The sequence below is a fragment of the Streptomyces sp. NPDC021019 genome (genome assembly GCF_044333295.1).
GTDB lineage: Bacteria > Actinomycetota > Actinomycetes > Streptomycetales > Streptomycetaceae > Streptomyces.
This window is the reverse complement of record NZ_JBIRQR010000012.1, coordinates 79,664-105,200: the sequence shown is the minus strand read 5'-3', so window position 1 is coordinate 105,200 and position 25,537 is coordinate 79,664. Positions and strand designations below refer to the sequence as shown.

Below are 25,537 nucleotides of genomic sequence, written 5' to 3'. Positions count from 1 at the left end.
TCTTTGTCCTGCTGTCTTGCGTTTCCGACTCTATCAGACTCTTTCGTGTCCGATTCCCGGTCGAAGCGGGCCTCGCATCTCGCCTTCCAGGTTCTTCGCTTTCGCGTTTTCCCTTTCCGGCGAGTCCGACTCTATCAGATCCTTTCGGGCCTGATTCCCAGTCAGCGGGGTTTGTCTTCCCGGCTGTTGGGCCGTTCCGACGCTCAAACTCTAGCGGATTCTCCCGACGGCTCATAATCGGGCCTTCGTCATGAATTCCGGCATGCCGAAATCATCCCGAGTGGGAGATCGTGCTGAAGTTTGGTTGCCGCGTCCGCGGCAGGATCGGCTGCCTCGGAACCGTCCGGCTCCGTGACAACTCGGAGAACTTTACGGATCCACCAGGGGTGTGTCAACCCTCCCCCGATGGCCTCCGCAGGGCGTCTCATGACCGTCGTGCTGGCCGTTCAGTCCAGGTCGGTGAGTCGGCCGCCGGCGTCCGGCTGGGCGTGTTCCACCCGGCGCAGCAGACGGATCAGCAGTTCGCCCAGGACACCGCGCTCGTCGCCGGAGAGGTCCTGGAGGAGGTCCTCCTCGAAGTCGGTCGCCATCCGCATCGCCTCGAGCCACTTCGTTCGGCCCTCGTCGGTCAGCTCGACGATGACGCGTACCCGGTTGTTCTCGTCACGGTCGCGGGTGACCAGGCCCTCGCCGGCCATCCGGTCGATGCGATGCGTCATGGCGGCCGGGGTGAGGCCGAGGCGCTTCGCCAGTTCGCCGGGGCCCAGACGGTAGGGAGCGCCTGCCAGGACCAGAGTCTTGAGGACCTCCCACTCGGCGTTGCTGATGCCGAGCGCGGCGACTTGTCTCCCGTACGCGACGTTCATCCTGCGGTTCAGTCGGCCCAGTGCGGAGACGACCTGTTCGACCTGCGGGTCGAGGTCGCGGAACTCGCGCTGGTAGGCGGCGATCTGTTCGTCGAGGCTCGGCTCGCTGGGGCCGGGCTCCTCGGTGCTCTCGGACATGGCGGGCAGTATGGCACGCCCCCACCCCTTGAAGTCCTTCACTCTGTAGTTTTCACCTTCTAACTTTAGTGCTAAAGTCTTCGAGTCTGATTTCTTCGTACCAGGTCTCGACGCTCCGCGATCGAGGCCTTCGAGTTCTTGAGGTAGGTGAGTGTGACCAGGGAGATGGGCGCAGCGCTGCGGCGGATCCAGCTGGGCAGCGCGCTGAGCGCGTTCGGGCTCGGGTTCACCGTCCCGTATCTGTACGTCTACGTGGCGCAGGTGCGGGATCTGGGCGCCGGGACGGCGGGCATCGTCCTGGCCGCCTTCGCGATGGCAGCGCTGGCCGTTCTGCCGTTTACCGGGCGGGCCATCGACCGGCGGGGCCCGTTGCCCGTGCTGGCGGTGGCCTCCGTTCTGGCCTCCGTGGGCGCGGTGGCCCTGGGGTTCGCGAGCAGTGTTCCGGCGGCCGTGCTGTCCGCCGCCGTCCTGGGCGCGGGCACCGCCGTCATGCAGCCGGCCCTCGCCACGATGCTCGTGTGGTGCTCCAGCACCGCGACCCGTACGCGGGCCTTCGCCACGCAGTTCTTCCTGCAGAACCTGGGGCTCGGCCTCGGCGGGCTCGTCGGCGGGCAGCTGGTGGACGTGGACCGTCCGGCGAGCTTCACGATGCTGTTCCTGATCGAGGCCGTGATGTTCGTGGTGCTCGGTGTCGTGGTGACGACGGTGCGGATGCCCCGTCCGGCCTCGCTCGGCGGGACCCGTCCGGCGGACGGGTCCGCGGCGAAGGGCGGGCTGCGGGCGCTGCTCTCGCACCGGGCCATGGTGCAACTGTGCGTTCTGGGGTTCGTCCTGTTCTTCGCCTGCTACGGGCAGTTCGAGTCCGGCCTGGCCGCGTACGGCACGGAGGCCGCCGGGATCGAGCCCTCCACCCTCGGCTTCGCCCTTGCCGCCAACACCGCGGTCATCGTCGTGGCGCAGTTCGTCGTGCTGCGGCTGGTGGAGCGGCGGCGGCGCAGCCGGGTCATCGCCGCGGTCGGCCTGATCTGGGCGTTCGCCTGGATCGTGGCGGGGTACGCGGGGCTGGGCCATGGCAGCCAGACCATGGCGACGGCCGCGTTCATCTCGACGTACGCGCTGTTCGGGCTGGGGGAGGCGATGCTCTCGCCGACCGTCGCCCCGCTGGTCGCCGATCTGGCGCCGGAGTCGATGGTCGGGCAGTACAACTCGGCGTTCGCGCTGTGCAAGCAGCTCGCGCTCGCGGTCGGTCCGGCCGTCGGCGGGCCCATGGGGGCGTCGCTGCACGGCCCGTACATCGTGACGTTCGTGCTGTTCTCGCTGGGCATCACCTGGCTCGCCCTGCGGCTGGGACGCCGGCTCACCCCCGTACAGGACCAGCCGTCGCTCGCGGGCGTCCCGTCGCGGGTGGTCGCGGTGTCACTGCCCGAGGGCGGAGCCGGTGCGGAGACCGCTACCACCGGATCCGCCGGCACCGGTCCCGGCACCGGTCCCGGGGCCGGTGGGTCCGCTACCACCGGATCCGGGTCGCCCTCGGTTTCCGCCCCGGTGTCCGCGCCCGCCGGTCACTGAAGGGGCGACCTGCTCACCGCGGCAGGGCGAACTCGCACCAGACCGCCTTGCCGCCGCCCGGCGTCCGCCGGCTGCCCCACGAGGTGGCGATCGACGCGATGATCGAGATGCCGCGCCCCGCCTCGTCCGCAGGTTCGGCCTGGCGACGGCGCGGCAGGTGATCGTCGCCGTCGGTGACCTCGATGATCAGTCGGCGGTCCGTACGGCGCAGTCCCAGGCGCATCGGCGGGGTGCCGTGCTGGAGGGAGTTCGCGACCAGTTCGCTGGTGGCGAGGACGCCCAGGTCACGGAGCTCGACGGGGAAGCGCCAGGAGGTCAGGACCCCGGTGGCGAAGGCGCGGGCGCGCGGGGCGGCCTCGATGCCGCCGAGGAGTTCGAGCGCGGCGTTGTGGAACAGCTCCGCGCTCGCTCCCGTACGGGCGGGGTGCTGGACCACCAGGACCGCCACGTCGTCGTCGTGCTCGGCGGTCACGCCGAGGGAGCGGATCAGCCGGTCGCAGACCACTTGCGGTGATCCCTTTGCGCCGGAGAGGGCGCGGGCCAGTGAGGCGACACCCTCGTCGATGTCCTCGCTGCGCCGTTCGACCAGGCCGTCCGTATAGAGGACCGCGGTGGAGCCCGGTGGCAGCGCGATGGTGCCCGAGGTGTGGACCCAGCCGCCGGTACCGAGCGGGGGGCCGGTGGGGTCGGCGGCGCGGTGGACGGTGCCGTCCTCGTCACGGACGAGGATCGGGAGGTGTCCGGCGGAGGCGTAGACGAGCTGCCCCTCGTTCGGATCATGGACGGCGTAGACGCAGGTCGCGATCTGGCTGGCGTCGATCTCGGCGGCGAGTCCGTCCAGCAGCTGGATCACCTCGTGCGGCGGGAGATCGAGCCGGGCGTAGGCGCGGACGGCGGTGCGGAGCTGGCCCATCACGGCTGCGGCCCGCACCCCCCGGCCCATCACGTCGCCGATGACCAGGGCGGTGCGGCCCGCTCCGAGGGTGATGACGTCGTACCAGTCGCCGCCCACCGCGGCGTCGGTTCCGCCGGGCTGGTAGGTGGCGGCGATACGGAGGTCGTCGGGCTGTTCCAGCTCCTGCGGGAGCAGGGAGCGCTGGAGGGTGACGGCCGTTTCGCGGTGGCGGCGCTCGCTGGTGCGCAGGCGTTCGGCTGCTTCGGCGTGATCGGTGACGTCGGCGGCGTACACGAGGACGCCGCCCTCTCGCTTGCCGTCGGCCCGGCTGTCGCCCTTGTCGCCTCCGTGCTCTCCCTGCTCTCCCTTCTCCGCCTTGTCTGCCCCGCTTACTCCGTATCCCTCGTCCTCCGCGTTGCCCCAGGGGGCGACGGGGGTGCAGGTCACGGTGTACGAACCGCCCTCGGCGGTCCTGCGGGACTTGACCGTACGGGCGGTGCCGCTGCGCAGGACTTGGTCGAGCAGCGCCACCACGCTGAGCTGGGCGAGTTCGGGCATGGCCTCGGCCGCGGGAACGCCGCACGGGCGGGGGCCGAACGCGGCTTCGTACGCGTCGTTGACATAGGCGATGCGGTGGTCCGGGCCGCGCAGCAGGGCGACGGGGGCGGGGAGTCGGCCGAGGATCTCGCGGGCGGAGAGGTCGTCGAGGGCGGTCCCGGGAAGGGCCTCCGTCGAGGCGGGGCCGGAAGGCGCCGGGGAGGCGTCGTCCGGCAGGACGGGCGAGCCGTCCGCCCGGGCGTACTCGGCTCGGGCCGCCGGCACGGAACTACGTTCGTCCCGTGCGGCGGCTCGGCGCTGCGTTCCGGGAAGGCGGGCGCTCCAACGCGTGAATTTCACGGTATTTCTGGCCTCGTGTGTCGGTCTGGTCCGCTCGGGCGGGCTGCTTCTTCTGCCGGGTTCGGGGGCACCGGGGGCCGTACCCCCGGGAAGGCGCAGCCGGGCCTCGTCGATCTGTTGGTGCGTCGCTGCTGGTCACTGTTGGTCACTGCCGACCGGGTCACTCTGTGCAGGTGTGGGCCCACCTATGGTCACACGTCCAGTGTGACCGACCGTACTGACAGTCGTCGCCCCGTGGTCGTTCCGACCCTCGATCGGTCCGGTGCCGGCCTCGGCCGGAGGTGCGGCCGGAGGTGCGGCCCGAGCCTTCGTCGGCTGCGCCGGCGGGGCCGCGCGGGGGCCGTCCTGTCAGCTGTCCATCAGCTGTCCGTCGGGGGGGCGTCCGCCCGGCGGTCGTCCGGCGGCTCTCCGGGCCGCCCCTTCCGGCGGCCGGGGCCCGGAAGGCCCGGGGTGCCGGAGCCGCCGCCCGCCGCGAGTTCGAACTCGGCGCGGGGGTGCTCCAGCGAACCGAGGGAGACGATCTCGCGTTTGAAGAGCCCGGACAGGGTCCATTCGGCAAGGACGCGCGCCTTCCGGTTGAACGTCGGGACCCGGCTGAGGTGGTACGCGCGGTGCATCAGCCAGGCGGGGTAGCCCTTGAGCTTGCGGCCGTAGACGTGGGCGACGCCCTTGTGCAGACCGAGGGAGGCCACCGAACCGACGTACGCGTGCCGGTACTCCTCGAGCGGCCGGCCGTCGATCGAGGCGAGGACGTTGTCGGCGAGGACCTTCGCCTGGCGCACCGCGTGCTGGGCGTTGGGGGCGGTCTCGCGCCCCGGTTCGGACGCGGTCAGGTCGGGCACGGCCGCTGCGTCGCCGGCTGCCCAGGCGTGCGGCATGCCCTCGACGCCGAGGGTGGCGGTGCAGCGGAGCCGGCCGCGTTCGGTGAGGGGCAGGTCGGTGGCGGCCAGCAGCGGGGCCGGCTTGACCCCCGCGGTCCACACGAGGGTGCGGGTGGGGAAGCGGGAGCCGTCGCTGAGGACGGCGACGCGGTCCTCGCAGGCGTCGAGGCGGGTTTCGAGGCGTACGTCGATGTTCCGGCCGCGCAACTCCCCGATGGCGTACGTGCCCATGGTCTCGCCGACCTCGGGGAGGATCCGCCCGGAGGCCTCGACGAGGATCCATCTCAGGTCGGCCGGCTTGATGTTGTGGTAGTACCGCGCCGTGTAGCGGGCCATGTCCTCCAGTTCGGCCAGCGCCTCCACACCCGCGTAGCCACCGCCGACGAAGACGAACGTGAGAGCGGCGTCGCGGATCGCGGGGTCCCTGGTCGCGGAGGCGATGTCCATCTGCTCGATGACGTGGTTGCGCAGCCCGATGGCCTCCTCGACGGTCTTGAAACCGATGCCGAATGCGGCCAGGCCGGGGACGGGCAGGGTGCGCGAGACGGACCCGGGGGCGATGACGATCTCGTCGTACCCGATCTCCAGCGCTCCGGTGCCGTCGTCACCGGTGGCGAGGGTGGTGACGGTCGCGGTCCGTTTGGCGTGGTCGACGCGCTGGGCCTCGCCGATGACGATCGTGCAGTCCTTCAGGACGCGGCGCAGCGGCACGACCACGTGGCGCGGCGAGATCGAACCGGCGGCCGCTTCGGGGAGGAAGGGCTGGTAGGTCATGTACGGCTCGGGCGTGACGACCACGATCTCGGCGTCGCCGCTCCTCAGTCTCTGCTTCAACTTCCGTTGGAGACGCAGCGCTGTGTACATCCCGACGTAGCCACCGCCGACGACGAGAATGCGCACACCTGGCCGGGTGCCGGGGGTCGTCCCCCGGGAATCTGGAGCCATCACCACCCCATGACGCAACGGAGTCAGTGGTTTGTCCACAGGCCCGGCAGATTGTGTGACCGGAGGTTCCCCGAGGGCACTCGGGGCGCGTGGGCGGTGAGGGGCGACAGCCGCGCAGGTCAGGCAGTGCGCACGGGGTAAGCGAAGGGGTGCCGTACCAGTACGCATCGGATCTTGGTCCGATCGGGGGGCGCCCCATGCGGAACTACCCCCTTCTGAATTGACGCAGGCTCAACTATGTTCGTAACCCGTCGGGGTGTCGGGTGCGGATTTCGTTGTGCTCCGCTCCCCGACCGAAACGGCGGGAAGTCTCCGGGGGGAGACGACATAACCGGGGGAAGTTATGCATATTCAGGATAAGCATGGCCAGACTGCGCTCGCCCGAGCGTCCGAGGACCAGGGACGCCTCGGCTCCGTGGGCGCGCTCGGCGTCATGAGCTCGGCGGACGCCGTTCGTTCCGCGGCGGCGGTGAGTGCCGCGGCGATGGGTTCCACCGCTGCGGGACACGCCCCGAGCGGGGCGACGACATCGGGAACGGCGACGGCCGGAGCGGCGGGGACCGCGAGCACGCCGCGCTCGGCTCCGCTGCGTGTCGACGCGCAGCGGAATCTGGAGCATGTGCTGCGGGCGGCTCGCGAGGTGTTCGGGGAGCTGGGTTACGGCGCTCCGATGGAGGACGTGGCGCGTCGCGCGCGCGTCGGCGTGGGCACCGTCTACCGGCGGTTCCCGAGCAAGGACGTCCTGGTGCGCCGGATAGCCGAGGAGGAGACCTCCCGGCTGACCGAGCAGGCGCGTACGGCGCTGGGCCAGGAGGAGAAGCCCTGGTCGGCGCTCTCCCGCTTTCTGCGTACGTCCGTGGCGTCGGGCGCGGGCAGGCTGCTGCCGCCGCACGTGCTGCGGGTCGGGGTCGACGGGGAGGAGCCGGGTGCGTCGGCGGCTTCCGGAGCGACGTCGGCTCCGGGCGCGGTGGACGAGACCCGCGTTCCGCAGCAGCGGCAGGGGGTGGGCCAGGACGACTTCCGCGTCGTCGGCCGGCGCTCCGGAGGCTCGGACGGGTTCGACGGCCTCGGTGAGGACACCGGCGCGGTAGAGCTGCTGGAGGTCGTGGGGCGGCTGGTCGACCGGGCGCGGGAGTCCGGTGAGCTGCGCCGGGACGTGACGGTGGCCGATGTGCTGCTGGTCATCGCCACGGCGGCTCCTTCGCTGCCGGACGCCGCTCAGCAGGCCGCGGCTTCGGCCCGGTTGCTGGACATCCTGCTGGAGGGGCTGAGGTCGCGCCCGGCGTGACGCCCCGCCGTCCGCCTGCGGCCCCACGTGCTCCGCGGCAGTCGTCCCGAACATCGGTCGTCCCGCATCGGTCGTCCTACATCGGCTGTTCCGCATCGGCTGTCCCGCCTCGGCTCTCCCGCAGTGCGGGCGAGGCGGGCGGGCACGGGCGGGCGGACGGCCGGTACCGGTAGGGGTGGCCGCTGAGCGGGTTCGGTGGACGAATCAGCGGATAGTCATTCCCCGAAAGCAGGGCCTCTAGTACTCGCATTCGAGAGAACACCCCGGATGAGTGGTTGGCGGGGCTGAGGGGCCAGCGCGATTGAGCCATGTGGCAGTCTTGGCCGGTATTCGAGTCCGAGGGTGTATACGGGGGCTTCCGCGATGAGCGGTAACGAGCAGCAGGAAGAGCCGCTCGGCGAGATCGCAGCGGCCGACAAGGACACGAAAGCGGACGGGTTGTCCGTCGGCCAGGTGCCGACCCAGGCCGTACGCGGCCCGTCGGACGACGCGGTTGAGGGCGGGACCGTACTGCCCGGTCCGTGGCCCGCCGTCGCCGAGGAGGACACCTCCGGCGCGGCCGGCGCCCACGCGGTTCCGCAGCAGCGTGCGGGCCGCGGTGGAGCCCCCGAAGCCGGGCTGTCCGATGCCCGGTTGGTCGAGGACATGCGCGCCGGCGACGACCAGGCCTACGAGGAGTTGTTCCGGCGACATGCGCCCGCCGTCCTGCGCTACGCCCGCAGTTGCTGCCGGGACGCGCACACCGCCGACGACCTGACAGCCGAGGTGTTCGCTCGCACGCTCCAGGCCGTACGGGGCGGGAAGGGGCCGACAGAAGCGGTCCGGGCCTATCTGATGACCGCCGTCCGCCATGTCGCCGCCGCCTGGACGAAGAGCGCGAAGCGTGAGCATCTGGTCGACGACTTCGCGGTGTTCGCCGCCCAGGCCTCCCGTTCCTCGGAGCTCTCCGACGACGACACCCTCGACCTCGGCGCCGACGTCCTCGCGATGCACGAAGCCGAGCAGACGATGGCCATGCAGGCGTTCCGGAGCCTCCCGGAACGCTGGCAGGCGGTCCTGTGGCACACCACGGTGGAGGAGGAATCGCCGAGCGAGATCGCCCCGCTGTTCGGTCTCACCGCCAACGCCACCGCCGTCCTGGCGAGCCGCGCCCGCGAAGGGCTCAAGCAGGCCTACCTCCAGGCCCACGTCAGCCAGGCGCTCACCACCGGCGGGGACTGCGCGCAGTACGCCGACCGGCTGGGCGCCCACGCCCGGGGCGGGCTGCGGACCCGGGCCGAGCGCGGGCTGCGCAAGCACCTCGACACCTGCGCCAGATGTCGGGTGGCGGCGGGCGAGCTGGACCACGTGAACGCCGGGATTCCGGCGCTGCTGCCCGTCGCGGTCATCGGATGGTTCGCCGCCGGGTACGCGCTCAAGGCCGCGGGCGTCGTGGCCGGAGGCGCGGCCGGGGCCGCCGGAGCGGGCGCCGCCGCGGCGGCCACCGGGTCCGGTTCCGCCGGTGGGGCCGCCGGGGGCGCCGCGGTCTCCGAGGGGCTCGGCGCGCCCGCCAAGGCGGGGATCGCCGCCGCTGTGGCGGTGGCCGCCGCGGCCGGTCTGGTGTGGGCGCTCGTCGGCGACGACCAGCCGAAGCCGGCGCCCAAGCCGCTCGCGAAGCCGCCGGTCGTGGCGCCCGCCGTGCCCACACCGCCTCCCCCGCCGTCCCCGAAGCCGGCTCCGAAACCTCCGGCCGCCCCCGCGCCGCCCGCGCCCCCGTCCCCGTCCGAGCCCCCGCCCGAGCCGGCCCCGAAGCCGACGCCGAGCCCCACGCCCTCCCCCGAGCCGCCGCCGAGGCCCGCGCCCCCGGCGCCGAGCCCGCCACCGTCCCCGAAGCCGACGCCGAAGCCGCCGAAACCCACGCCGCCCCCGCCCGCCCCGGAGGTGTACCAGGTCAGCGAGCTGGCGTACTCCGTGTTCGGCGACCGGAGCGAGCCGGAGGTCGTGCTGGGGCAGAGCAGTTGGATCTGGCAGCGTTCGAACGTGTCCATCGCCTCCACCCGTTACGCGCACGGGGTGACCGTGCACGCCCGCTCCTCGGTGACCATCCAGCTGAACCGGCCCTGCACACGCTACGAGGCCATGGTCGGCGTGGACGACCTGACCGTGGGGCTCGGCGCTGTGCGCTTCTCCGTGTTCGGCGGGGACGGGGCCCGGCTGTGGCGCTCCCCGGTGACGGAGGGCGGCGGCCCCGCCGTTCCGGTGAGCGTGAGCATCGCCGGCCAGTCCTCGATCCGCCTCGTGGTGGAGCCGGAGACGCCGTTCGGCGGGGTGGCTCTGGCCGACTGGGCGGAGTCCCGGATCAGCTGCGCCTGAGCGTACGCCCGCCCCGGCCGGGCTTCCCGGCGGCGCCTCCCTGTGTCACTTTCCGGCCAGGAACTGAGGCTGTTCCGGTCAGGGCTGGAGCGTGCGACGGGCGGGGGTCACACCGCCCGCGACCGCGCGCTGGCGCGGAGCGGCGGTACCCGTCCAGCAGGTGCCCCGACGGGTCACCAGACGGCGCAGCCACAGTTCGGTGGAGGCCAGGTCCGCCAGGCCGTCCAGGGGCAGCGGCTCGCCCTCGGACGCGGCGCGCAGGGCCTTGCGGACCACCCTGGCCTCGACCAGGCCCGCGTCGGCCAGCAGTGGGGCGTCGAAGAGGGCCATCAGCTCCGGCAGCGCGATGCGCAGCCCGGTGCGGGTGACGGCGGTGGAGGTGGCCTGGGAGGGCGTGCCCCAGCCGGGCGGCAGATCGTGGATGCCCGCGCCGCCGAGCACCCGGCGCAGGATCGCGGCCCGTGCGCCGGGCTGGACGCGCAGCGACTCGGGCAGGGCGCGGGCCGCCCGCACGACCTGGTTGTCGAGGAACGGGGCGTGCAGCCGCTGGCTGCGGATCTCCGCGGCCTGTTCCAGGATCCGGTGGTCGGCGGCTCCCCGGGCGAGGGCGGCGCGGGCCCGGGCCTCCCCGGGTCGCTGCACGGAGGCGGGCCGGATCGCCGCCTCCTGGAGACGAACCGATACTTCGGCCAGCGCTTCCCCGGTCAGCCAGCGCGCCGCCGGCCCGGGGCGCGACCAGGCGAGGGCGGCGAGCGAGGCGTCGGCGGGGGTGGCGAGGTCGGGGGCGTACCGGTTGGCGTCGGGGAGGAGGCCGGCGGCGGACTCCAGGCCGGTGCGGTACGACGTACGGGCCAGGCGGCGGGCGGCGCGGTAGACGGTCAGCGGGACGAACAGGGAGTGTGCCGTGGGGCCTTCGGCTTTGGTGAGAGCGGCGACGGGGCGCAGCAGATGACGTCTGCGCCGGTCCATCAGGAGGTCGGCGAGACGGGCCGGGTGGGCGTCCAGGACCTGTCGGGCCCCGTGCCCGACGAGGTGGTCGGCGCTGCCCGCGGAGAGCCGGCGGCGGTGGCGCTCGGCGAGGACGAGCGAGGGGGCCGGTTCGTCGGTGAGCGCGCCGACCTCCAACGAGGCGTACGGCAGGGCCTCTTCGCCCGCCGCGACGACCACGTGGTGCAGGCGCGGGTTGGCGGCGATGGCGCGGGCCCGCTCCAGCTCGTCCTCGTCGCCACGGGTGGTGAGGTCGTTGAAGGTGACGGCGAGCAGCCGCTCCCCCGCGCCGGTGCCGTGGCCGAGGAGGGTGCCCGGGAGCCCGGGCAGTCCGGAGGCGAGCAGGGCGAGGGTGGCGGAGGCGCTGCCTCCGGAGAGGTCGGCGCCGATGCCCGCCACGGGTCCGCCCCGGGCCGCGCGCCGGTCGGCGGGGCCCATGCCGGGGACGGGCCCCGGGTCCGGCGGCTGGGATTCCGGCGCGTGGCGCGGAGCCGTGAGCCGGGCGCGTACGGCCTCGACGAGCGCGTCCCGTACGCCCTCCACGGCGTGCACCGGGTCGGCCTGGGGGGCGGCGACGGCGAGCGAGGCGACGGCCTCGTAGCCGGTGATCTCCCGCGAGCCCTCCCGCAGGATGAGCGCGTGGCCCGGCGGGACCCGCTTCACGCCCACGTAGGGCGTGCCGTCGCCGAGGGCCTCGGGGGTCTCCGGGCAGGCGAGCAGGGCGGCGAGGTGCCCGATGTCGAGCTGGGCCTCGATGAGGTCGGCGAGCGGCAGGGCGGCGGTGGCGAAGGCGGTGCCGTTGGCCCAGGGCGTGTGGAAGACGGGCCGGGCTCCGGCCAGGTCGCCCGCGACGGTGATGCGGCGGCCGATCTGCACGACGGCGGTGTAACTGCCGGACCAGGCGGTGAGATGGCGCATCGCGCCACCGCGTGCGGCGAGCAGGCCGACGCGCAGCTGTTCATCGGTGGCGCCGCAGCAGCCGAGGACCGCGAGGCGGGCGGTGGGCGCCCCCTCGGGGGTCGCGACGCCGATGACGCGGATCTCGTCGGGCCGCCAGTCGCCGACCGCCCAGAGCGGATCCGGGTCTCCCCAAAGGAGTTGGGAGCCCACGGGATGAACCGTGCGCCCCTCTCCGCCGTTTCCGACGGCGCCGACGGTGCCGAAGCTCGCGGCGACACTGCTCCATCCCACCAACCAACGCATCGCCGCCTCCACAGGCTGTGGACAAACGGCGCACTTGACGAGCGAAACGCCGCTGCGGGACATGCTGCCACGACAATGCCGCAGGAGAGGGTGTACGGGCGGCGCACGCCGGAAGAGCATGCGCCCCTGGCAAAGGCCCGGCGCGGTCTTCACCGCGACGACAGCAACGGAACCGTCAGTTCCGGGAGTTGCGGAGGCGGGGCCGTCCGGTCTCCGCGCCGCCCCGGCCCGCCCCCGTGGAAGGGGAGGGGCCGACGCCGCCCGGAAACAGCGCCGATATCCGGCCATAGTCGGACCGTTGGCCAGACCCTCACCGGACCGTCGCTATTCGGCCATTCTCTCGAAGCGCCACCCTGCGCGCATGTCGTGCCGCGCCCCCCTGGCGGACCCTCCCACGCACAGTCCGGGAGGTGGGCCTCACCTCCCGGACCGGTCCACCGCCCGCGGGGAATGGAGCGGCGGTTTCCCCCAGCCCACTGAGTCCAGTGCAGCGGGCCGACCCACGCAGGTCCCAGACAAGCGTTCCGGCGATCTCCGGGCCAGAGCGCACGGCCGGGCGCACGGCCACACGCCGGGGGCACGCCGCACCCCGGCCCGCGCGTCGGCGTCCGGGCGGCCCGGACCGCCCGCACGGACAACAATCCCGCCATCCGGACGTCTGCCCCTTAACGGTAGGGATAGGGAGAACTACGCTGTGTTTACTGGTGTTCTCAGCAGGGGGGCATATTCCTCGGGGCTCGGCCACATGCGTGTGCAGGCGGAGTACGGAGGTTCGAACCTGGGGAGGCATCGGTACGAATGCCGCGCGCCGTCCTCGGTGACGCGGCGGCTGTCTGTGTGTCGAGGGGTGGCGCATGTCCAGGGAGCAACGCGGGCCGAACGAGAAGCTCGGCACGGTTCTCGCCCTCGCGGGAATCAGTAACGCCGGGCTCGCCCGGCGGGTCAACGACCTCGGAGCACAGCGCGGTCTGACACTTCGCTACGACAAGACCTCGGTGGCCCGGTGGGTCGCCAAGGGAATGGTGCCGCAGGGCGCGGCGCCACACCTCATCGCCGCGGCGATCGGGGCCAAGCTCGGCCGGCCGGTCCCGCTGCACGAGATCGGTCTCGCCGACGCGGACCCGGCCCCGGAGGTCGGCCTGGCCTTCCCCCGGGACGTGGGCGAAGCGGTCCGGTCGGCGACCGAGCTGTACCGGCTGGATCTGGCCGGGCGGCGGGGCGGCGGCGGGATCTGGCAGTCCCTGGCGGGATCGTTCTCCGTGAGCGCCTACGCGACGCCCGCCTCGCGCTGGCTGATAACCCCCGCCGATCCGTCGGTGGCCCGGGACCCGACGGCGGCGCGGGCCGCCGTCCTCGGGGCGCGCGGCGGCGGAACCGGGAGCCCCGGCGGGGCCGGCGCCCGTGGACCGGGAGGCGCGCCGGACGCCCGGGGCGCACCGGTCCTCCACACCGGCGGCTCCATCCCCGGCGCGGCGGGCTCCGTCCCGCTCCAGCCCGGCCCGGAGTCGGTGGCGGACGCCTCACCGCTGCGGGTCGGTCACAGCGATGTCTCGAAGCTGCGCGAGGCGGCGCAGGACGCCCGGCGCTGGGACTCCAAGTACGGCGGCGGCGACTGGCGCTCCTCCATGGTTCCCGAGTGTTTACGCGTCGACGCCGCGCCGCTGCTCCTCGGCTCGTACACCGACGAGGTCGGACGGGCCCTGTTCGGCGCGTCCGCCGAGCTGACCCGGCTGGCCGGCTGGATGGCCTTCGACACCGGCCAGCAGGAGGCCGCCCAGCGCTACTACATCCAGGCCCTGCGCCTGGCCCGGGCCGCCGCGGACGTCCCGCTCGGCGGCTATGTCCTCGCCTCGATGTCCCTCCAGGCGACCTACCGGGGCTTCGCCGACGAGGGGGTCGACCTCGCCCAGGCCGCCGTCGAGCGCAACCGCGGTCTCGCCACCGCCCGGACCATGAGCTTCTTCCGGCTGGTGGAGGCCCGTGCCCATGCGAAAGCCGGCGACGCAGCGGCCGCCGGGGCCGCGCTCAAAGGCGCGGAGAGCTGGCTGGAGCGGTCCCGGGCGGGCGACTCCGATCCGCCCTGGCTCGGCTTCTACGGCTACGACCGGTTCGCCGCCGACGCCGCCGAGTGCTACCGCGACCTGAAGGCTCCCCGGCAGGTGCGGCGCTTCACCGAGCAGGCGCTGTCCCGGCCGACCGAGGAGTTCGTCCGCAGCCACGGACTGCGGCTCGTCGTCTCCGCCGTCGCCGAGCTGGAGTCGGGCAATCTGGACGCGGCCTGCGCGGCGGGCACCCGGGCGGTGGAGGTCGCCGGTCGGATCTCCTCGGCCCGCACCACGGAGTATGTGCGCGATCTGCTTCACCGCCTGGAGCCGTACGGGGACGAGCCCCGCGTCGCGGAGCTGCGGGAGCGGGCTCGCCCGCTGCTGGTCACCCCGGGGTGACCAGCAGCGGGCGAGCCCGGGCTGAGCAGGGCTGAGCCCGGGCGACGGAGGCCGCCCGGCGGGGCCCGCTCCGGGGACCCGCCGGGCGAGGTGTGCGCCACGCCCTGCCCGGCTGGGGTTTGAGCCGGTTGTCAGTGGGTCAGTGCACTATCGGGGTGGGAGGTGGCGTGATGATGACGCACGCGGCGTACGACTGCGATGTGCTGGTGATCGGCGGCGGGATCGTCGGTCTGTCGACCGCGTATGCGATCACCCGATCCGCGCCGGGCACCAGAGTGACGGTCCTGGAGAAGGAGCGCGGCCCCGCCCGCCACCAGACCGGCCGCAACAGCGGCGTGGTCCACAGCGGCATCTACTACCGCCCCGGTTCCCTCAAGGCCCGGTACGCGCTGCGCGGCTCCGCCGAGCTGGCGGACTTCTGCGCCGAGCACTCCATCGCCCACGCCACCACCGGCAAGCTGATCGTCGCCACCGAGCGTTCCGAGCTGCCCCGGCTGCACGGCCTGGTGCAGCGCGGCCGCGAGCACGGACTGCCCGTGCGGGAGCTGGGCCCCGCCCAGATCGCGGAGTACGAGCCGGAGGTCCGGGGCCTCGCGGCGATCCGGGTCGGCACGACGGGCGTCTGCGACTTCACGGCCGTCGCCCGGCGCTTCGCCGCCGAGGTGACCGCCGCCGGCTCCATCGTGCGGTACGGCGCGGAGGTCACCGCGATAGACCGGCGCCCCTGGGGCGTCGCGGTGCGCACGGCGGACGGCCTGGTCGTCCGGGCCAGAGTCCTGGTCAACTGCGCGGGTCTCCACTGCGACCGGGTGGCCCGCCTCGCCGGGGACGACCCGGGGGTGCGGATCGTGCCGTTCCGCGGCGAGTACTACACGCTGGACCGCCCCGAGCTGGTGCGCGGCCTGGTCTACCCGGTGCCGGACCCGGCGTTCCCCTTCCTCGGCGTCCACCTCACCCGGGGCTTCGACGGCTCCGTCCACGTCGGGCCGAACGCGGTCCCCGCCCTGGCCCGCGAGGGATACACCTGGCCGCGGGTCCGCCCCGCCGAACTGCTGTCCACACTGAGCTGGCCGGGCACCTGGCAGATCGCCCGCAGACACTGGCGGTACGGAGCGGGCGAGGTGCACCGCTCGCTGTCCCGGTCCGCCTTCACCCGGGCCGTCCAGCGGCTGCTGCCCGCCGTCACCGAGGACGACCTGCGCCCGTCGCCCGCCGGGGTCCGGGCCCAGGCGGTGCTGAAGGACGGCACGCTGGTCGACGACTTCCTGATCCGCGAGGCGCCGCACACCGTGCATGTGCTCAACGCCCCGTCGCCCGCCGCGACGGCGTGCCTGCCCATCGGCCGGGAGGTGGCACGGCTCGCGCTGCGCCGGGCTCAGAGGTCGGGGTGGAAACCGCCCGCCGTAGAATCCGGTCATTGTGTCTGAGCAGCCTTTGAACCCCCATTCCACCCCCGCCGAAGCCCCCGACGACGACGCGCCCGGCACGGTGCCCGTCGGCCGCCCGGCGGCCGGCTCCACCGCAAGCGGCTCCACGGCGGCCGACGCGCTCGCCGACGCCGCGGCAGACGTCACGGCCGAGGAAACCGCCGCGCTGCGGGCCGCCTCCTTCGAGCGCGCGCGCCGGCTGCGCCAGGAGCCCCGCTTCCCCGGCGGCCCCGCCGCCGACCCCGCCGGTTCGCACCACGAGCGCCGGATCCGCAGCTTCCAGCCGCGCCGCAGCCGCGTCACCACCGGCCAGCAGGACGCCCTGGAGCGGCTGTGGCCGAAGTGGGGCCTGGACATCGACGGGCAGCGCGTCCTTGACCTGGCCGAGATGTTCGACGGTCTGCCCGTCGTCCTGGAGATCGGCTTCGGCATGGGCGAGGCCACCGCGCAGATGGCGGCCGACGACCCGGGCACCGGCATCCTCGCGGTCGACGTCCACACCCCCGGCCAGGGCAATCTGCTGGGCCTCGCGGACAGGGCCGGCTCGACCAACGTACGGGTGGCCAACGGCGACGCGGTCATCCTGCTGCGCGAGATGCTGGCCCCCGAGTCGCTCGACGGCCTGCGGGTCTACTTCCCCGACCCCTGGCCCAAGGCCCGGCACCACAAGCGGCGCCTGATCCAGCCCGAGTTCCTGGACCTGGTGGCCCCGGTGCTGAAGCCCGGCGCCGTCGTCCACTGCGCGACCGACTGGGAGCCGTACGCCGAGCAGATGCTGGAGGTGCTCACCGCGCACCCCCGTTTCGCGAACACCGCGGCCGACGGCGGATACGCCCCGCGCCCCGCGTTCCGGCCGCTCACCCGCTTCGAGGGACAGGGCCTGGACAAGGGGCACGTCGTCCACGACCTGCTGTTCACCCGCGTCTGACACACCGGGTGCGGCCGCGTCCTGGCCGGACGCGCCGTCGCCGGGTGTCGGTGCTCCTCGTTAGGGTCGAGAGGTGTCCGACCCCTCCGTGCAGCATCAGCAGGCGCGACCCGCCGTCCCGGTCCTCCATGAGCAGCGGCTCGACGAGGTCCTGGGCGCCGCGCCGGAGCGCGGCCGAGCACGCTATCGGCCGCGCCGCGTCGGCATGGTGTGGCGCAGCAAGGTGTTCCGCGCCGGGGCCGTGATCGTGGCGCTCGTGCTGTGCGGGCTGGTGATCCTCGCCCTCGTCCGCGAACAGACGGGCCCGGAGGGGTTTCTCGTCGGTCTCGGTCTGGCGGTGCTGCCGGTACCACTGCTGATGGCGGCGTTCCGCTGGCTGGACCGCGTCGAGCCGGGCCCCTGGCGGAATCTGATCTTCTCCTTCGCCTGGGGCGCGTGCGCCGCCGCGCTCGTCGCGATCATCGCCAACTCGTTCGCGACGCGCTGGATAGCCACCGCGACGGCCGATCCGGCGAGCGCCGACACCCTGGGAGCGACGGTGATCGCCCCCGTGGTCGAGGAGAGCGCGAAGGCGGCGGCCGTGCTGCTGATCTTCCTGTTCCGCAGACGGGAGTTCAGCGGGGTGGTGGACGGCGTCGTCGTCGCCGGCTTCACCGCGACGGGCTTCGCGTTCACCGAGAACATCCTCTATCTGGGCAACGCCTTCGGCGAGGACCAGCAGCTGGGCAGCTCCGGGTTCGCCTCGGTGACGGCCGGGACGTTCTTCGTGCGGATCGTGATGTCGCCGTTCGCGCACCCCCTGTTCACGGTCCTCACCGGCCTCGGCTTCGGCTTCGCGGCCGTCAGCGCCCGCCGCCACCGGGTCCGCCGGATCGCCCTGCCGGTGCTGGGGCTGCTGCTGGCGATGGGCCTGCACGCCCTGTGGAACGGTTCGTCGGCCTTCGGCCCGTACGGCTTCTACGCGGTGTACGGGATCGTCATGGTCCCGGCGTTCGGCCTGGTGACCTGGCTGGCGATCTGGTCGCGCCAGCGGGAGCTGCGGGCTCTCGCCGCCGAGCTGCCCGCCTATGCGGCGGCCGGCTGGCTCACCCCCGCCGAGCCGTCGGCGCTCTCCTCCATGCGGGCCCGGGGCATGGCCCGCGACCTGGCCCGCCACTGGCAACCGGACCGGACGCGGGGCCGGGCGGCGGCCCGCGCGGTCGCGGAGTACGAGTCGTTCGCGACCTCCCTCGCGGGACTGCGCCGCCGGGCCCGCCACGGCGCGGTGGGCCCGGACTTCGGCGCGCGGGAGCGGGAGTTGCTGCACCACCTCTGGCAGCGCCGGGAGTTCGCGGCCCCGGCCCTCACTCACGCGGCCCTCCTGACGGCCCGCCCGGGCGCCCACCGCGGCCACCCCATGCCGACGCCGTACGGAAGCGGAGACGGAAACCCGTACGGGTACGGGTACGGGTACGGGTACGGTTCCGCGCCCACGCCCGGATACGGGCAGGCGCACGGGCCCACACCGGGATACGACCCCGCCGCCTACCCGCCGCCCCAGCCGTACGGCAGCGCACCACCCAGCCACCGCCGCCCGCCGGCATGACCACAGCCGCAGCCACAGCTCCGGCCTCCGCGAACGGCGGCGGCATCCGGCTCCGTCAGGCAGACGCCTCGGTGAGCAGGGCGAGTTCGCCGTCGGTCAGCCGCAGGTCGGCCACCGCGACGAGGGCGGGAAGCTGTTCGACCGTACGGGCGGAGGCGATCGGGGCGGCGACGGTCGGCTGTGCGGCGAGCCAGGCGAGGGCGACCGTGGCGATCTCGGCGCCCCGTTCCCCGGCGACCCGGTCGAGGGCGGCGAGCACCTTGAGGCCCTGCTCCGACTCCAGGTGGCCGCCCGCCTTCGCGGAGCGGGCGCTCTCCACGGCCGTGCCGGGACGGTACTTGCCGGTGAGGAAGCCGGAGGCGAGCGCGTAGTACGGGACGGCGGCGAGGCCGGCGCGGGCCGCGGTGTCCTGGAGGTCGCCCTCGTAGGTGTCGCGGGAGACCAGGTTGTAGTGCGGCTGGAGCGCGACGTACCGGGCGAGGCCCTCGCGCTCGGAGAAGTCGAGGGAGGCCCGCAGGCGCTCGGGGCTGATGTTGGAGGCGGCGATGTACCGCACCTTGCCCTCCTTCACCAACTGGTCGAGGGCGGTGATGATCTCCTCGACCGGGACGGTCTCGTCGTCGAAGTGCGTGTAGTAGAGGTCGATGTGGTCGGTGCCGAGGCGGCGCAGCGATGCCTCGGCCGCGCCCTTGAGGGTGCCCGCGGCCAGGCCCCGGTGGTCGGGGTGGGCGCCGGCCTTGGTGGCGACGACGATGTCGGACCGGTCGGAGCGGGAGGCGAGCCACTTGCCGATGACGGTCTCCGACTCACCGCCCTCGTTGCCCTCGACCCAGGCGGAGTACGCGTCGGCGGTGTCGATGAAGTTGCCGCCGGCCGCGACGTACGCGTCCAGGACGGCGAAGGACTGGTCCTCGTCCGCCGTCCAGCCGAAGACGTTGCCGCCGAGGGCGAGGGGGAAGACCTGGAGGTCGGAGCTGCCGAGGGTGCGCGGAGAAGTCATGTGGAGGTTCAACGGGCCGGGGCGGCGACGGTATTCCGCCGCCCGCCGGACCGTACCGTCCCCGGACAGACCGGCAGCCCTGACGTCGGGGGGTGTGCGTCAGGGCTGCCGGGGTTGCGGGGCGGCGACGAAGGACGTCAGCCGCGGGGCCGGGAGGTCAGACGTTCAGGCCCTTGCTGTTGAGCCAGGCCATCGGGTCCATCGCGGAACCGCCCGCGGTGCGGACCTCCAGGTGGAGGTGGACGCCGGTGACGTTGCCGCTGTCGCCCATGCGGCCGATGGTCTGGCCGGTGGTGACCTTCTGACCGACGGAGACCTCGATCGAGGACTGGTGGGCGTACCAGATCTCCGTGCCGTCCTCGAGTTCGAGGACCGTGCGGTAGCCGTACGAACCGGAGTAGCCGGCCGACGTGATCGTGCCGCTGTGCACGGCCTTGAGCGGCGCACCGGCCGACCCGGCGAAGTCGAGACCTGTGTGCTGGCCCGAGGACCAGAGCGCGCCGGACTGACCGTAGGTCGAGGTGATCGTGTACGAGAAGGTGGGGAGGGAGAAGCTGGCGGCGAGCTTGGCCAGCCGCTCGGCCTCCTTCTTCTTCTCCGCCGCTTCCTTGGCCGCCTTCTTCTTCGCGGCGGCCGCGGCCTCGGCCTCGTCCTGCTGCTTCTTGGCCTCGGCGGCGGCGCTCTCGGCCGCTGCCTTCTCGGCGGCGGCCCTGGCCTCGGCGTCGGCGCTGGCCTGCTGCTGCTCGGCCTGCTGGAGGATGCGGGCGCGCAGCGCCTCGCCCGCGTCGGTGCCCTGCTCGGCCTCGGCGGTGGTGAGGCCGGCGGTGGTGAGCGGCGCGGACGCGGCGACCGGGGCGGGCTCCGCCTCGTCGGACATCAAAGACCCGACGCCGGGAAGGGACTTGGCGTCGGGGAGGTTGTCCACGATGGAATCGGGAAGAGAGATGGAGACCGGCGCCTTGTCCTGCGCGGTGGCCATACCGCCCGCACCGACGGCCGCTATGACACCGACTCCGAGGACGGTGGAGCTACGGGCCAGACCACGCTGCTTGGCCACGCGGTGCTTGCCGCGCACGGGACGGATGGACTCCGCGGTGGGGTTCCACTCCTCCCAGGTGCGCTCCTCGCCACCGAAGATGTCGGCACGGAAGGGTGACGGGGCCTCAGGGGCAGGCTTGTTGGACGCCACGTGGGCGCACTCCTTTCCTTCCTTCTCGCCTACCGGGTTAGCTGACGGGTTCGGAGCAGGAAGGTCTCCTACGGGCCCCTCCGTCTCTCACGAGACGCAGGCGTCCGATTCACCCCATGTAGGTGGTTCCCCGGTTCCCTTGCGGGATTCGGCGCTCGCGCGCGGCGCCGTCTCTGACGACGGCTGTGACGACCGCGCTGCGTTATCGAACGTTAATAGACGGACAGGCCCTATTCCAAGCTGTTCCTGTTGATCATTAACGAGCACGGCAGGGATGTACGGGTGGCAACCGGGCGCAATCGGGCGACTTGACCGCGACTCAGCCACATCACTTTTTCTGACGGTGTGTCAAATGTTATGCGGAGCGGCGCCCTTCGACTACGCACCGTGTCATCGCCCGGCGTCATCGCCCCGGCCCACGATCTTCACCGTCGTCCGGGGCACGGGCTGCCCCTCCGCCGGCCGCCCGACCGCGATGAGCGCCATGTCGTCCGTGGTCCGCCCACCGGTGTGCAGTCGTACGTCGTCCGTCAGCGCCGACAGCAGCTCCTCCGGACCGGGGAAGATCCGGCCGCGCAGCCGGGCCGCCGGATCGTAGAAGACCCCGTTCGGGTCCCGGGCCTCGGACAGGCCGTCCGTGAAGGCGAGGAGCGTCGCCCCGGCGGGCATCGCCCACTCGTCGGAGCGGTCCGGCCACACCCCCAGGTCCATCCCCAGCGGCATGGCGGGCACCGAGGGCGCCAGCACCTCCAGGGCGCCGTCGGCATGCAGCAGGATCGGCTCGGGGTGACCGCGGTTGACGAGGCGCAACGAAGCCGAACCGGGCGGGATCTCGGCCAGCACGGCGGTGACGAACCCCTCCATGGCGTCCAGCCCGTACCGCCGCGTCCCCTCCCGGGCCAGCGCCCGCTCCAGCCGCTGCGCGACACCCTCCAGCGAACGCTCCTGCTCGGCCGCCTCCCGGAACGCCCCGATGATCACCGCCACCGCCTCGACGGCGTCCAGCCCCTTGCCGCGTACGTCGCCGACGACCACACGCACGCCGTACGGGGTGTCCGCGACGGCGAACAGGTCGCCGCCCACGAACTCGTCCGCCTGGGCCGCCTCGTACCGCGCGGCCACCTGGAGTCCGCCGATCCGCTCGGCCGGGGTCGGCAGCACGGCCCGCATGGCGGTCTCCGCGATGACCCGGGCCGAGGCCAGCTGCTCGTTGCCGCGCCGCACGACGCCGTTGATGACGAGGGCCAGCACCGAGGCCGTGAGCACGGTGATCAGCTCGATGATCGGGACCACCTGGGTGGTCGTCCCGTCGGAGAGCCGCATCGCGATGACGGAGAGGACCGCGGCGATCCCCGTACGGACGGTCCGGGTCTTCGAGAAGAACGGCGCGGCGATCAGCGGGGCCGCGACGAACAGGGGGACCGCGGTGAAGTTGGGCGGAGTCAGCGAGTCGAGCACCAGCCCGCCGAGGATCAGCAGGGCCGGAAGCAGCCGGACGAACCGCCCGGTGCGCCGCCCGTCGGACGTCAGCTGGCCCTCCCGGGACCCGAACACCACCCGGCCCACGGCGTCGAAACTCCCCGCCGTGGCACTGCGCCGTTCGTCGGCCATCCCCACCTGTGCACTCCTGCCCGGTCCACCCACGGCTGCGGACGGTACCGCGCCCCGCCCGGGCTTCCCGCAGCCGCGCCGAGCGGCTGCTCCGCATCGGCCGAATAGAGGGAAGGCGGGCGGAGGTCCGGCCTTCCGTGGTCAGTCGGAAAGCCGGTGTTCCGCGTACACCGTCAGTGCGTCCCGTACGAAGGCGGCGGTGCCGTCCCCGTAGCGATCGTAGTTCTTTCCGAAGCGGGGATCGGCGACATACATCTCGCCGAGCCCGATCACGTACGAACGACTGGGCGCCTTGGCCGAGGACAGCCAGGCGCAGTGCCGCCGCGCGAGGTCCTGCGCCTCGGCCCCGTCGGCGGCGAGCCCCGCCTCCCTGGCCCGCCCCCAGGCGCGCGCGATGGCCTCGTGCTCGTCCTGGAACGCCTTCTTCCGCTCGTCCCCGAGCGAACGCCACCAGCGGTCGCCCTCCTCGTACGCGTCCCGGCCCCAGCGCTCGGTGACCTCCTGTTCGTGGGCGGTGTGGTCGAAGCCGTCGAACACTTCATCGGCCATGAGTTCCATCCCCTCCTGCGTCTTGTGGAGAGTGGTCCGCACCGAGGCGATCTGCCGCCCGATGCGCGCCTGCTCCTGTTCGAGCAGCCGCAGATGCGCCCGCAGCGCCACCGCCGTGTCCCGCTGCCCCGCGAGCACGTCCTTGATGGCGGGCAGCGAAAGACCAAGCTCCCGCAGCAGCAGGATGCGCTGCAGCCGCACGAGGGCGTCCTGGTCGTAGTAGCGGTAGCCGTTGCTCCCGATCCGGCTCGGCGTGAGGAGACCGAGGTCTCCGTAGTGCCGGAGCGTGCGGCTCGTGGTGCCGGCCCGGCGGGCGATTTCCTGAATGGACCACTCCATGCCGGAAACGCTAGATCTTTACGCTGCGTCAAGGTCAAGCCGCACCAGCACGGCGCCAGGAAACGACTCGGGCCCGGCACGCTGTGCGTGCCGGGCCCGGGCCTTCAGTAGCGGGGACAGGATTTGAACCTGCGACCTCTGGGTTATGAGCCCAGCGAGCTACCGAGCTGCTCCACCCCGCGTCGGTAAACACAACTCTACGGCATTCGCGGCGCACCTTTGACCAATGACGGCGGAACGCCTCCGGGGCGGAGGTGAACCCATGGCCCGAACCCCGCACCCCGCACCCCGAACCGCGAACTCCGGACAGCGAACCCCGGACAGCGGCACCCCCCGTGCCCGATGATGACCTCTCACGCCACACAACGTCCTGGGGGGACCATCATGCGCACCGGACACACCTTCACCACCGCCACGGTGGCCGCCCTGCTCGCCCTTACCGGATGCGGCAGTGGCCCCGACCCGAAGCCCGACGTCGCCGCCTGCAAGACCGCGATGGTCAAGCAGGTCGACGAAGCCATGGCCGCCGGCGAAGAAACCGTGGACGACGAACGGCCCACAGCATGCCGCGGAGTCGACGACAAGACGCTCCAGCGCCTCGCCGGCGAGATCACCGCCGCCAAGACGGCAGAGTTCTTCGGCGACGAAAGCGCCACCCCGGCGCCCTGACCCAACGGAGCACACCGTGGCCGACCACGAAAGTGCCCAGCCACCGAGTCGCCGCCGTGAAAGTCCCCGGCCAGCCACCGGCCCCGGGGGCTTCGCCGTATCCAGTCCCGGGCCTCGAGCCCCCCGGCGCCCGATGATCCCCCTCTCATCACGCAACGTCCTGGGGGCCCTGCGCACCCGCACCTACGCCGACGGACGCCGTGTCGACCAACCACCGGACCGTCACGACGGACGGTGTGACGACGACACCGGTGGGCCTGCAAGGCCTGCAAAAGCACCTGCGTGCACGGTCTCTGACACGTACGTCGCGGACGCGCGACTGCGGGGCGAGCCGTCCGACGAGACGCTGGTGTCGGTGGCGGCGAAGTGCCAGCACGCCCCGGAACGCAGGATCGTCATCATCCCGAGGCCGAAGGGCCGGCCTGCTGGGCAGGAGGCCCCTCATGGCGCAGGAGTGGATCGACCCGCGGTACGCGGGCACGGTGGCCGCGTGGCGGGACGGGCAGGAGCCCGACTCGCGTGACCCGCGAAAGCCCCGGCCGGTGCGGGGGGGCCGCGATCCCCGCCGAGCCCGAGGCGTAGCCCCGCAGAACGACCACAGCCCCCGTCTCGCGCGTGAGGCGGGGGCTGCTTCGTGTGATCGTTCGCACTTCGATGGAGCCTGGGTGCAGCGCCTGCCCGGAACGAATCCGAACCAGCAGCCGCCCCAGACCAGAGAAACGCTCTGACCTGGGGCCGAGGGGTAGGCCGTGTGGGACTCGAACCCACAACCAACGGATTAAAAGTCCGCTGCTCTGACCAATTGAGCTAACGGCCCCTGAGAGATCACTCCACGAGCATAGCCGCCCCCGGCCCGGCGGCCGAGGCGGTATCCGATTCGCGCCCCTGCACGGCGTCACCGGATGCCGGGAATCGAGATCCACTCGCCGGGGCCGACGGGTGGCGACACCGGGGCCGGCCGGCGGCTGGAACAGCGAGAGGTAGCCCTGCCGGCCGGGGCTGAGCTTCTCGCGGGGGCGAACAGCCCGTCGCCCCCGCCCTCGTACCGCCACAGCACCCCGGAGGAGTCGCGCGTCAGGACGTCCCCGATGCCGTCGCCCGTCGGGTCCCCGGCTCCGACTGAGGCCCTTGCAAGCCCGTGCCGGTCAGGACACCCTCCTTGAGCTCGCCCGCCCGGTCCGACGCGTGCAGGTGGGCGGAACCGGTGGACTTCTGACGGGCCGGCACGTCGGCCACGCCGTCTCCGTTGAGGTCGCCGGGCGAGTGCACGTCGTACGCCCTCCAGCCCGTCCCGGTCTTCTCTGTTCGTCCAGCACCACGCAGAGGTCCCCGAGGGCGTCCCGTCCGCCGGGCTCGCTCCCCGGTGGCGTCCCTCGCACGAGTGTGTGCGTCTCGAACAGGATCACCACGCCACGGGAACGTCATGTGGACGCGGTGGAACCCTGGCCCCGGGACAGCAACAGGGCCCGTACGTCACCGAGTCGGTTCGGTGGCGTACGGGCCCTGCCGGTCTGTCAGGCGTACCCGCTCGGCCGGTTGTCGGCCGGGCGGAGGTCAGCCGTTGCGCTTCCAGCGCGGCTTGTCGTCACGGCGGCCGAAGGAACCGGTGTTGGTGCCGGTGTTGGCGCCGCGGTGCTCGTCACGACGGCCGGTGGGGCGGTCGCCGGCGCCGCCGGAACGGAAGCCGCCCGAGGGACGGTCGTCACGACGGTCACGGTTGAACGGGCGGTCGCTGCCACCGGAGCGGAAGCCACCGGAGGGACGGTCGTCACGAC

Annotated in this window: 16 protein-coding genes, 2 tRNA genes, 1 pseudogene and 1 riboswitch; of the genes and pseudogenes, 8 read left to right on the top strand and 11 right to left on the bottom strand. The window is 72.9% G+C overall.

Annotated elements, in window-relative coordinates; all coding sequences use genetic code 11:
• Positions 1-446: 446 nt before the first annotated feature.
• Positions 447-1,004 (bottom strand): MarR family winged helix-turn-helix transcriptional regulator, encoded by a 558-nt coding sequence (locus ACH4RG_RS35810; protein ID WP_397919231.1) that lies wholly within the window; start codon positions 1,002-1,004, stop codon positions 447-449.
• A gap of 165 nt (positions 1,005-1,169) precedes the next feature.
• On the opposite strand from ACH4RG_RS35810, the gene ACH4RG_RS35805 reads away from it, so the two are divergent.
• On the top strand, positions 1,170-2,573 hold the full coding sequence (locus ACH4RG_RS35805) for an MFS transporter (RefSeq protein ID WP_398540889.1): 1,404 nt from the start codon (positions 1,170-1,172) through the stop codon (positions 2,571-2,573).
• Between the two features lie 13 nt (positions 2,574-2,586).
• On the opposite strand, the gene ACH4RG_RS35800 is transcribed toward ACH4RG_RS35805, so the two are convergent.
• Both ACH4RG_RS35800 and ACH4RG_RS35795 read right to left on the bottom strand, forming a co-directional pair.
• Positions 2,587-4,365 (bottom strand): SpoIIE family protein phosphatase, encoded by a 1,779-nt coding sequence (locus ACH4RG_RS35800; protein WP_398540888.1) that lies wholly within the window; start codon positions 4,363-4,365, stop codon positions 2,587-2,589.
• Positions 4,366-4,724: 359 nt separating this feature from the next.
• A complete protein-coding gene (locus ACH4RG_RS35795) occupies positions 4,725-6,110 on the bottom strand; it encodes an NAD(P)/FAD-dependent oxidoreductase (protein ID WP_397919314.1) in 1,386 nt (461 codons plus the stop codon).
• A 424-nt stretch (positions 6,111-6,534) separates the two neighbouring features.
• Between ACH4RG_RS35795 and ACH4RG_RS35790 the strand changes: the two genes are divergently transcribed.
• Complete coding sequence (locus ACH4RG_RS35790) at positions 6,535-7,479, top strand: TetR/AcrR family transcriptional regulator (protein ID WP_397919227.1); 945 nt, start codon at positions 6,535-6,537, stop codon at positions 7,477-7,479.
• A 363-nt stretch (positions 7,480-7,842) separates the two neighbouring features.
• Entirely contained in the window at positions 7,843-9,831 is a 1,989-nt protein-coding gene (locus ACH4RG_RS35785) for a sigma-70 family RNA polymerase sigma factor (RefSeq protein WP_398540887.1), read from the top strand.
• Positions 9,832-9,909: 78 nt separating this feature from the next.
• Here ACH4RG_RS35785 and ACH4RG_RS35780 read toward each other — a convergent pair whose 3' ends face one another.
• Positions 9,910-12,021, bottom strand: a complete 2,112-nt coding sequence (locus tag ACH4RG_RS35780; protein WP_397919224.1) for an asparagine synthase-related protein — start codon at positions 12,019-12,021, stop codon at positions 9,910-9,912.
• Positions 12,022-12,875: 854 nt separating this feature from the next.
• On the opposite strand from ACH4RG_RS35780, the gene ACH4RG_RS35775 reads away from it, so the two are divergent.
• From ACH4RG_RS35775 to ACH4RG_RS35760, 4 genes are all read left to right on the top strand, one after another.
• Positions 12,876-14,465 carry a sporulation protein gene (locus tag ACH4RG_RS35775; protein WP_397919223.1) on the top strand — a complete coding sequence of 530 codons (1,590 nt, stop codon included), beginning with the start codon at positions 12,876-12,878 and terminating at the stop codon, positions 14,463-14,465.
• A 170-nt stretch (positions 14,466-14,635) separates the two neighbouring features.
• A complete protein-coding gene (lhgO, locus tag ACH4RG_RS35770; protein WP_397919221.1) occupies positions 14,636-15,892 on the top strand; it encodes an L-2-hydroxyglutarate oxidase in 1,257 nt (418 codons plus the stop codon).
• Entirely contained in the window at positions 15,885-16,820 is a 936-nt protein-coding gene (trmB, locus tag ACH4RG_RS35765) for a tRNA (guanosine(46)-N7)-methyltransferase TrmB (RefSeq protein ID WP_397919219.1), read from the top strand. Before lhgO ends, trmB begins: the two co-directional genes overlap by 8 nt.
• A gap of 73 nt (positions 16,821-16,893) precedes the next feature.
• Positions 16,894-18,405, top strand: coding sequence for a PrsW family intramembrane metalloprotease (locus tag ACH4RG_RS35760; RefSeq protein WP_398540886.1), 1,512 nt, complete (start codon positions 16,894-16,896; stop codon positions 18,403-18,405).
• A gap of 55 nt (positions 18,406-18,460) precedes the next feature.
• Here ACH4RG_RS35760 and ACH4RG_RS35755 read toward each other — a convergent pair whose 3' ends face one another.
• The 5 genes from ACH4RG_RS35755 to ACH4RG_RS35735 all read right to left on the bottom strand — a co-directional run bounded on the left by ACH4RG_RS35755 (position 18,461) and on the right by ACH4RG_RS35735 (position 23,275).
• Complete coding sequence (locus ACH4RG_RS35755; RefSeq protein WP_397919215.1) at positions 18,461-19,405, bottom strand: aldo/keto reductase; 945 nt, start codon at positions 19,403-19,405, stop codon at positions 18,461-18,463.
• A 157-nt stretch (positions 19,406-19,562) separates the two neighbouring features.
• A complete protein-coding gene (locus ACH4RG_RS35750; protein ID WP_398540885.1) occupies positions 19,563-20,594 on the bottom strand; it encodes a M23 family metallopeptidase in 1,032 nt (343 codons plus the stop codon).
• Between the two features lie 11 nt (positions 20,595-20,605).
• A riboswitch (cyclic di-AMP (ydaO/yuaA leader) is annotated at positions 20,606-20,758 on the bottom strand.
• A 226-nt stretch (positions 20,759-20,984) separates the two neighbouring features.
• Positions 20,985-22,205 (bottom strand): PP2C family protein-serine/threonine phosphatase, encoded by a 1,221-nt coding sequence (locus tag ACH4RG_RS35745; protein WP_397919312.1) that lies wholly within the window; start codon positions 22,203-22,205, stop codon positions 20,985-20,987.
• A gap of 141 nt (positions 22,206-22,346) precedes the next feature.
• On the bottom strand, positions 22,347-23,093 hold the full coding sequence (locus ACH4RG_RS35740) for a MerR family transcriptional regulator (RefSeq protein ID WP_397929656.1): 747 nt from the start codon (positions 23,091-23,093) through the stop codon (positions 22,347-22,349).
• A 108-nt stretch (positions 23,094-23,201) separates the two neighbouring features.
• Positions 23,202-23,275, bottom strand: a tRNA-Met gene (locus ACH4RG_RS35735).
• Between the two features lie 202 nt (positions 23,276-23,477).
• On the opposite strand from ACH4RG_RS35735, the gene ACH4RG_RS35730 reads away from it, so the two are divergent.
• Positions 23,478-23,762 carry a hypothetical protein gene (locus tag ACH4RG_RS35730; RefSeq protein ID WP_397919209.1) on the top strand — a complete coding sequence of 95 codons (285 nt, stop codon included), beginning with the start codon at positions 23,478-23,480 and terminating at the stop codon, positions 23,760-23,762.
• Positions 23,763-24,505: 743 nt separating this feature from the next.
• Here ACH4RG_RS35730 and ACH4RG_RS35725 read toward each other — a convergent pair.
• Positions 24,506-24,579 (bottom strand) — tRNA-Lys (locus tag ACH4RG_RS35725).
• A gap of 737 nt (positions 24,580-25,316) precedes the next feature.
• Positions 25,317-25,537 (bottom strand): annotated as a pseudogene (locus tag ACH4RG_RS35720) (RNA helicase); the annotation flags it as partial.

Bases quoted from the DNA above. Each gene is read 5' to 3' on its own strand.
- ACH4RG_RS35795 (WP_397919314.1), bottom strand. From the start codon at position 6,110: ATGTACACAGCGCTGCGTCTCCAACGGAAGTTGAAGCAGAGACTGAGG.
- lhgO (WP_397919221.1), top strand. From the start codon at position 14,636: ATGATGACGCACGCGGCGTACGACTGCGATGTGCTGGTGATCGGCGGC.
- ACH4RG_RS35790 (WP_397919227.1), top strand. From the start codon at position 6,535: ATGCATATTCAGGATAAGCATGGCCAGACTGCGCTCGCCCGAGCGTCC.
- ACH4RG_RS35730 (WP_397919209.1), top strand. From the start codon at position 23,478: ATGCGCACCGGACACACCTTCACCACCGCCACGGTGGCCGCCCTGCTC.
- ACH4RG_RS35755 (WP_397919215.1), bottom strand. From the start codon at position 19,405: ATGACTTCTCCGCGCACCCTCGGCAGCTCCGACCTCCAGGTCTTCCCC.
- ACH4RG_RS35740 (WP_397929656.1), bottom strand. From the start codon at position 23,093: ATGGAGTGGTCCATTCAGGAAATCGCCCGCCGGGCCGGCACCACGAGC.
- ACH4RG_RS35745 (WP_397919312.1), bottom strand. From the start codon at position 22,205: ATGGCCGACGAACGGCGCAGTGCCACGGCGGGGAGTTTCGACGCCGTG.
- ACH4RG_RS35775 (WP_397919223.1), top strand. From the start codon at position 12,876: ATGTCCAGGGAGCAACGCGGGCCGAACGAGAAGCTCGGCACGGTTCTC.
- ACH4RG_RS35805 (WP_398540889.1), top strand. From the start codon at position 1,170: ATGGGCGCAGCGCTGCGGCGGATCCAGCTGGGCAGCGCGCTGAGCGCG.
- ACH4RG_RS35810 (WP_397919231.1), bottom strand. From the start codon at position 1,004: ATGTCCGAGAGCACCGAGGAGCCCGGCCCCAGCGAGCCGAGCCTCGAC.
- ACH4RG_RS35785 (WP_398540887.1), top strand. From the start codon at position 7,843: ATGAGCGGTAACGAGCAGCAGGAAGAGCCGCTCGGCGAGATCGCAGCG.
- ACH4RG_RS35780 (WP_397919224.1), bottom strand. From the start codon at position 12,021: ATGCGTTGGTTGGTGGGATGGAGCAGTGTCGCCGCGAGCTTCGGCACC.